Origin of the sequence: Streptomyces sp. NPDC086023, from assembly GCF_044540325.1 — a bacterium.
GTDB lineage: Bacteria > Actinomycetota > Actinomycetes > Streptomycetales > Streptomycetaceae > Streptomyces.
On the sequence record NZ_JBITRX010000046.1, the window covers coordinates 1 to 6,588 of the forward strand.

4 protein-coding genes and 3 pseudogenes are annotated in these 6,588 nt (G+C 64.5%); 3 read left to right on the plus strand and 4 right to left on the minus strand.

Features of this window, described 5'->3' with window-relative positions:
* Positions 1 to 951: 951 nt before the first annotated feature.
* From ACIF6F_RS37865 to ACIF6F_RS37875, 3 genes and pseudogenes are all read left to right on the plus strand, one after another.
* The gene (locus tag ACIF6F_RS37865; protein WP_399958591.1) at positions 952 to 1,518 is read left to right on the plus strand and encodes a hypothetical protein; all 567 of its coding nucleotides are present in this window, start codon (positions 952 to 954) and stop codon (positions 1,516 to 1,518) included.
* A 199-nt stretch (positions 1,519 to 1,717) separates the two neighbouring features.
* Positions 1,718 to 1,960, plus strand: a complete 243-nt coding sequence (locus ACIF6F_RS37870) for a hypothetical protein (protein WP_399958594.1) — start codon at positions 1,718 to 1,720, stop codon at positions 1,958 to 1,960.
* A 351-nt stretch (positions 1,961 to 2,311) separates the two neighbouring features.
* A pseudogene (locus tag ACIF6F_RS37875) lies at positions 2,312 to 3,077 on the plus strand (transposase family protein).
* A 40-nt stretch (positions 3,078 to 3,117) separates the two neighbouring features.
* Here ACIF6F_RS37875 and ACIF6F_RS37880 read toward each other — a convergent pair.
* From ACIF6F_RS37880 to ACIF6F_RS37895, 4 genes and pseudogenes are all read right to left on the minus strand, one after another.
* On the minus strand, positions 3,118 to 3,429 hold the full coding sequence (locus ACIF6F_RS37880) for a S8 family serine peptidase (RefSeq protein ID WP_399958597.1): 312 nt from the start codon (positions 3,427 to 3,429) through the stop codon (positions 3,118 to 3,120).
* A pseudogene (locus ACIF6F_RS37885) lies at positions 3,357 to 3,593 on the minus strand (transposase); the annotation flags it as partial. The gene ACIF6F_RS37880 and the pseudogene ACIF6F_RS37885, both read right to left, overlap by 73 nt.
* Before the next feature lie 42 nt (positions 3,594 to 3,635).
* Positions 3,636 to 4,214: a hypothetical protein gene (locus ACIF6F_RS37890; protein ID WP_399958600.1), complete on the minus strand. Its 579-nt coding sequence runs from the start codon at positions 4,212 to 4,214 to the stop codon at positions 3,636 to 3,638.
* 567 nt (positions 4,215 to 4,781) lie between these two features.
* A pseudogene (locus tag ACIF6F_RS37895) lies at positions 4,782 to 4,985 on the minus strand (transposase); the annotation flags it as partial.
* Positions 4,986 to 6,588: the final 1,603 nt, after the last annotated feature.

The window sequence follows — 6,588 nt, forward strand, 5'->3', positions numbered from 1 at the left end:
TCTTGGTCGAGAACCCGTCTACCAGGAGCTTCGTCGTTCCGTACAGCCCTTGACCCCCAACAGCCCAGCATCACTGCCAGGTTGAAAAAGGCTCATTATAAAAAATGGCGTGCACATGGCAGGAAATCTGGCCGCCTGGGCCTGCCCCTCGGCGAAAAAATTTTGCGCAGGAACGGCGATTGGGACCTTCTTGCCGGAAGATCGACTGGCATGCACACGCCATGTATCGATAACGTGACAGCGCCGCGCGAACGCGCGATGAAAGGATCGTAGCCCGGGCGGAGCCAGCGGTTCCTGTCGGCATTCACTGGGATCTCACCCCACTTCCGTCCCCACCGCCACCTCATGACCGCCAGCCGCTGCCGCTTCGAAATGAGAGTCCGCTTCACTATCTGGAACCAGATCACCGGCGCCACCGACATGCCCATGACGACCTGAACAGCAGACCGCCGGCACCCCACCACGTCCTGACGCGCGATCAAACGATCATGGCCTCGACAACGTGACAGTGCCCGTCCGAACGCCGATCCACCCCGGCCACCCAGACCGTCCCGCACTCGGGACACACCACCCGGCCCAACCCGTTGAACTCCGCCGCGACCCGGCGCCGCAACCGACGGTCCCGCCGCCACGACCTGGCCCGACACGCCGTCGAGCAGAACGGCGCGTCCGGCCGCGCAGCCGGCCTCGACGGATCACCGCAGCCCGCGCACACCCGCTCTCCGGGCTGCCCGGAACCCTCGGTCACTACGACAGGCTAGAGCCCCCGGCCCCTCGAAAACCGAGATATGGATCAGGGACTCACCCATCCCCGCATCCCGGGGGAACCTCAGGACGACTTGTGTCCCCCACCCGGGTCCTTCCAGGGCGAACACGGCCCGCCTCCCTCGTCACGCACCCGCTCACCTGCAGGATACAAACCCCATACATATGACCAAAAGGAGAAAAGGGATGCGCTATACGCGCCCAGCACTCGCCATCGCCACCACGCTCCTCGCCTTCATCGGACTCGCCTCCACCGCACAGGCCGACGACAACGGCAAAGAGAAGGACTGCACCATTACCATCGGCACCGTCGGCGACCACAGCAACATCGCCTGCGGCAACATCACCTTCGGCGACAACGCCACCACCGGACAAGGACACACCACCGGCGGACTCGGAGCAGTCCGCCAGCCCCTCACCGCGGTCTACACCATCTCGAACAACTCGACACAGGACCTGACATGCACGGTTATCTGCAATGCAAGCATCCCAGCCGCTAACAACGGGAATCCGGGTACCGCACAAGTCACGATCGTCGGAGGGGTACCGGGAGGAACTCTGCAGAAGGGCGACGGGACAACAGTCGCCTCGCTATCCACGGGAATTCAGTCACCCGAGCTGGGTGGCGGCCTGACGGTCGGATGCTCTCCCCAACCCGGATGGACCTGCACCGTCAACGACAGCGCCGCAACCATCACCATCATGGAACTCGGGAGCGTGATGAGGTCTGCCGCACGATCAGGGAGTGTCTAAGGGCTGTCCCGTAATCCGCGGTGGATCAGCATGCGGCGTCAGATGCGGTGCACTGCAAGGCGGAGGGGCGTCCTCATACTGGGCGTATCGGGGCGTTTTCGACAACGCGGCGAGGTGCCGTGGCTGTCGTCGCGCGCCCGCCGGGGATTACGGGACAGCCCTTAATCAACGGCGGATCCGATGATCAAGGAGACGCCTGATGAGCGAGACCATCACCGTGGACGAGGCCGCAGAGGAGCCGGTCCTCGAGTCGACCGTGGAGGCGGTGTCGGACGAGCAGTTGATCGGGCGCTGTCACGTTATCGATGCATGGCGTGTGCATGCCAGTCGATCTTCCGGCAAGAAGGTCCCAATCGCCGTTCCTGCGCAAAATTTTTCGCCGAGGGGCAGGCCCAGGCGGCCAGATTTTCCTGCCATGTGCACGCCATTTTTCATAATGTGACAGTGCCTCTGGAACCGCATCACCGGCTCCGCCGGTCTGCCCGCTGAGGCCTGAACCGCAGCCGCCGGCAGCCCCCGGTGCATCCTGACGCACCCTCAGGCGATCACGTCCTCGATAACGTGACAGTGCTCCATGCTCCTGCGTGCGGTGGAAGCGGGCGTGCCGTTCGCGTGGGTCACCGCGGACGAGGCCTACGGACAGTCGAAATCACTGCGCTGCTGGATGGAGCAACGGGCCGTCAGTGAGCCTTTTCCAACCTGTTGGTCGAGCCGGGTAGTTGGGCTGACAGACAGGTGAAGCCCCTGGTAGATGGGTTTTCGACCAAGAATTCCGTCCTACCAGGGGCTTCGTGTGCTTGTCTACCCGTCGGGCGTCGACGTGTCCAGTTCTGCCCTCCGGTTCCTCGCCGCCCGCCTGAGAGAACACCGCCGGGCTCTTGGCACCCGGTGGCGGCGTCTGAGCGCGGGCCGACAGGCCTTGCTCACCCTCGCCCACCTCCGCAACGGGCATCCGTATGCGCAGCTGGCGGCTGGTTTCGGGGTCGGTACGACCACCGCGTTCCGTTACATCGCCGAGGCGGTCGAGGTCCTGTCTGCCCTGGCTCCGACGCTGGCCGAGGCGGTCAGGGCGGCGTCGATGAAGGCGTTCGTGCTGTTGGACGGGACGCTGCTGCCGATCGACCGGATCGCCGTCGACCGGCCCTTCTGCTCGGGCGAACACAAGAAGCACGGGATGAACGTGCAGGTCATCGCGGATCTATTCGGCCGACTCCTGTGGGCCTCACCGGCTCTTCCCGGGGCCGTGCATGATGTCCGCGCGGCCCGCGGGCACGGCATCATCGACGCGCTCACCGGGGCCGGCATCCCCTGCTGGGCCGACAAGGCCTACCAGGGCTCCAAGGGGCACAGTCCGTGTTCTGTACCGTGGCCGATGGGAGACGCTTTCCGCAGGTCAGCAGGCCGCCAACCGATCCCATGCACACATCCGGGCCCTCGTGGAACAGGCCATCGCCACCCTCAAGACCTGGCGCCTCCTGCGCAAGCTCCGCTGCTCGACCACCCGCATCACCAGCCTCGTCCAAGCCGTCCTCACCCTGCATCTGGCCAGCTCAGACTGAGGTTGGAAAAGGCTCCGTGACGGAACGGCGTTGATCGCTCTCACGGAATGCGTGCCTGATCCCACAACCCGTGAATAGAGCCACCCTTGCTCTGGGCGTACTGGACAGCCGACTTGAGCTTCTTGAAGGCGTAATAGTCGCCCCAGCTCAGGTTGATGATCTTGGCCCCGTGGTCGGCCGCGTACCGGATTCTCTTGGTTCCCTCATGGCCGGCCGCAAACGCCAACGCCGTGCCGAGGCTGGTGCGGACAGGAATGACCTTGGCGCCTAGAGCATCGCGGAACCGAAGCCGAGCTCCTGCGGCAGGTACTCCCACTTGATGCCGGTATGCAGCACGAACAGGATCCCGCACAAGGCCTGCCGGTCCGGCACCCGTGGCCGACCCTCCACCTGCTTCGGTGCCGGCTCAGGCAGCAACGGCTCGATCAGCGACCACAGTTCATCCGACACAATCCACGGCCGCGACTGACGTTTCCCCACGGCCAAACCAACGACCAACCGAACCGAAAGTCGCATGATCAGCGGCTTCTGTTAGGACCTCTTAGAAGAGGGGAAACATCACGATTGTGGGACGGGACCAACCCAGATCCACCAACCGATCCCCCCTCCGAGGTACGCAGGGGTACAGGGAGCAGTGTTGTAAGAACAGTTGGGGTTGGCAGAATTCAGATTCACCTGGGCCACCAGGTTTCCCGAACTGTCGTTGTACTGCAGTTCCCCCGTAAGGACTGGCACGGTGAAGATCTGAACCGATCCAGCCGGTAGTACAGATCCCACTTCGGGGCCATTGACCCCCTGTGCGTAGATGAGGGTCAAGTCCTGGTCGGTTGTGTTGTTGATTCTGTAGGCAAACGTTGATTGGGGCGCCTGGGCACCTACCGTGCTGGTGGAGATGTTGATGTTGTGAGTGACATCGCCCAGGGTGTGGTTGGCCCCAGTGCCCAGGTGAATGTTGCCGTGGCCGTTCTGGTTCTGCTGATGGCCACCGACTTGATCGCCACTGACCACAGAATTGGGTCCCATGGGCGAAGGGGAAGGCGGGGTCGGCACCGATGACGCAAGGGCCGACGCGGAGGCCGCCATACCGGCCAGAATTAGGCTTGACAGCACTACGGCAAGCCTGGACGTGTTCTTCATGATTTCCTTTGATATCCGGAGGGCGAGTTCTGAGCATTCGCTATCATGCATCCGCCTGCACACCCAAGAGGAAAGGACACACGACAGTCACTCGACTGCCGCACAGCGTGCTTTGGGATGGCAACGCACGAGCTGTCCCGTAACGGGAGGGCGCCCCCGTGCCGATCCCAAATCGGACCGTGTCAGTGGCTGATGACAGGATCGAGGCGTGCTGATCAAGGGGTACGGCGTCGGCCCGTTGGCGCCGGGCGCGTCATTGTTGGTCCATCCGCGCTTCTGGTCGAACTACCTCCTGGCGAGGTGCAGCGACAGGGGGTGTCCCGAGCGCCCGGTTCCGGCTCCAGCAGCAGAAGCAGCCGGCTACCTGGGCGCCGCCTGTAGCCTGAGCAGCAGGCGCGGCTAAGCTCGATCTTTCATGACGGTCCGTCGGTTCTTCGGCGGGCCGTTTCGCTTGTTCGGGCTGGTGGTGGTCAGGCTGGTGGCCCGGCTGTCGCGTCGGGTGAGCGCCGGGTTCCACGGCTCCGGCGGGATGATGCTGCTCGCAGGGGCGGGAACGTTCTGGTCAGCCGGGCTCGGGAGCGCTGCGAGTCGTGCCAGCGCGTTGGTGATCACGTCGGTCCAGGGCCAGTGGCGTGTGAATCTCAGGTGCCTGCGGCGGGCGGTCGTGAGGAGCTGGGCGGCGGCGGAGAACAACCGGAGCCGCAGCCGGCGGGGCTCCCACCTGCGGGTTTCGCTGGTCAGGGCGAGCATGGGCATCCAGGCCAGCAGGTCGGTCGATCGCGTACGCCTCGACCGTCCGCTCCGTGCCCTCGAACTGCGGGTTCGTGCCGACCGGATGGCCGCGGGGCGATCTGGACGATCTCCAGCCAGATCTGGTTTCCCCTGATGGGATTCGTCGATCACCGAAGCGGTGGCAGTGGGGAACCGGTGAGGACCGCATCCGGGCCGCCCGCGCCACCGGCCTGCGCAACCTGCCCCTGCACGACACCGTTCGGTGATGTCAGTGAGCCACAGGCGTTCGGGCCGGTCGCGGTGAAGGTTGTCGGCCGAAGTACGGCTACGCAGATTGGTTGAGCATTGCGCAGTCTCGCTGACCCACGACAAGTATTCGGGGGCCGGGCCCGGTGTGGGATGCCCCTGCAGCCAGCTTCAATCCGGGTATCAGAATGAAGCACATGGATGGGCCGTTCTGCCGTGAACCGTGACACGGTGGACCTCGTTATTTGTGCTGCGGCAGCACGTATACGGCCACGAGGAGAGCTTGGCCTCCTCGGCTGGGCAATGAGTTGTGGAGCATGGTGATCTCGTGTGCGAGCGCGTTGTCGGTTGCCCGGGGGCCCGACGGGAGGCTTCGCTCTCACACCAGGTGTGGTGGGGATCGGGCCACGTTCACCCGGTAAAGCGGGGTGAGGGGATGGCTGGCGGGTGTCCAAGACCAAGGGGCAGGCTTCAGCTTGATCGGCTTCACCATGAGAAGGGGCACCCTCCTGGCGGGCCGGATGAGAAGCTCTGCAGGCGGGTGAATTTTATGATCACATGTCAGGTTGTGGGGGAGTATGGGTAAGTTTGGGTGGTCAGGGATAGGGAGCTGCATCCCTCATCTGCCGGTCTCGTGAAGGAAGTGCACGTGAAGCTTCTGAGGAAGATTGCTGTGGTGGCCCCCGGCCTTGTGCTGGCTGGGGCTTTCGCTGTTGGGCCTGCTGTCGCGGATGAACCTCCGCCGCCGTCCCCGATGGTTCTGTCTTCGGGTCACACGATCAACGGTGATCACACGACGCTGGGTGATGTTCAGAGCGGTCATGGGAACATCTACATGGAGGGCACGGGGCACCAGATCAGCAACGTGAGCCACACCATCACCCTCTCGACGACGCCTATCTGCCCTACTGGCCAGTGCTTTAATGGCCTGAGGTGCCAGACGCCGCCTTGTCTCGGCATGGCGGCCGCGGAGCGGTCGACTCCTGAACGCGCGGCGATCCGTCCGAGCAGCGGAAGGTAGCGGACCCCGCCGATTGTGTCGGCGGGGTCTCCTGGTGCGCAGCATCCGAGGGATCCCTCCCAGCGGACCGCCTCCGCGGCTGGCTGGGAGGGAAGCCCACCCCCGGTGAAACACGAAGCGCCCGAGCGCAGCGAGAGCGGATCACTCCGAGGCGCGCAGCGCCGAGAAGACACCCAACAGGCCGAAGGCCCAGACCTCGTGAAACGAGGTCACCCAAACCCGCGAGGCAGCCAGTTCAGGGTGAAGCGCAGCGGAACCCTGAACAGTCCGGAGCACAGCGCAGGACTCCGGCCCGAAGGGCCGGCCCTGGCTCGGCGAAGCCGAGCCCCGCCGAGCGCAGCGAGGCGGTTCACTGGCACCGCGCGCAGCGCGGTG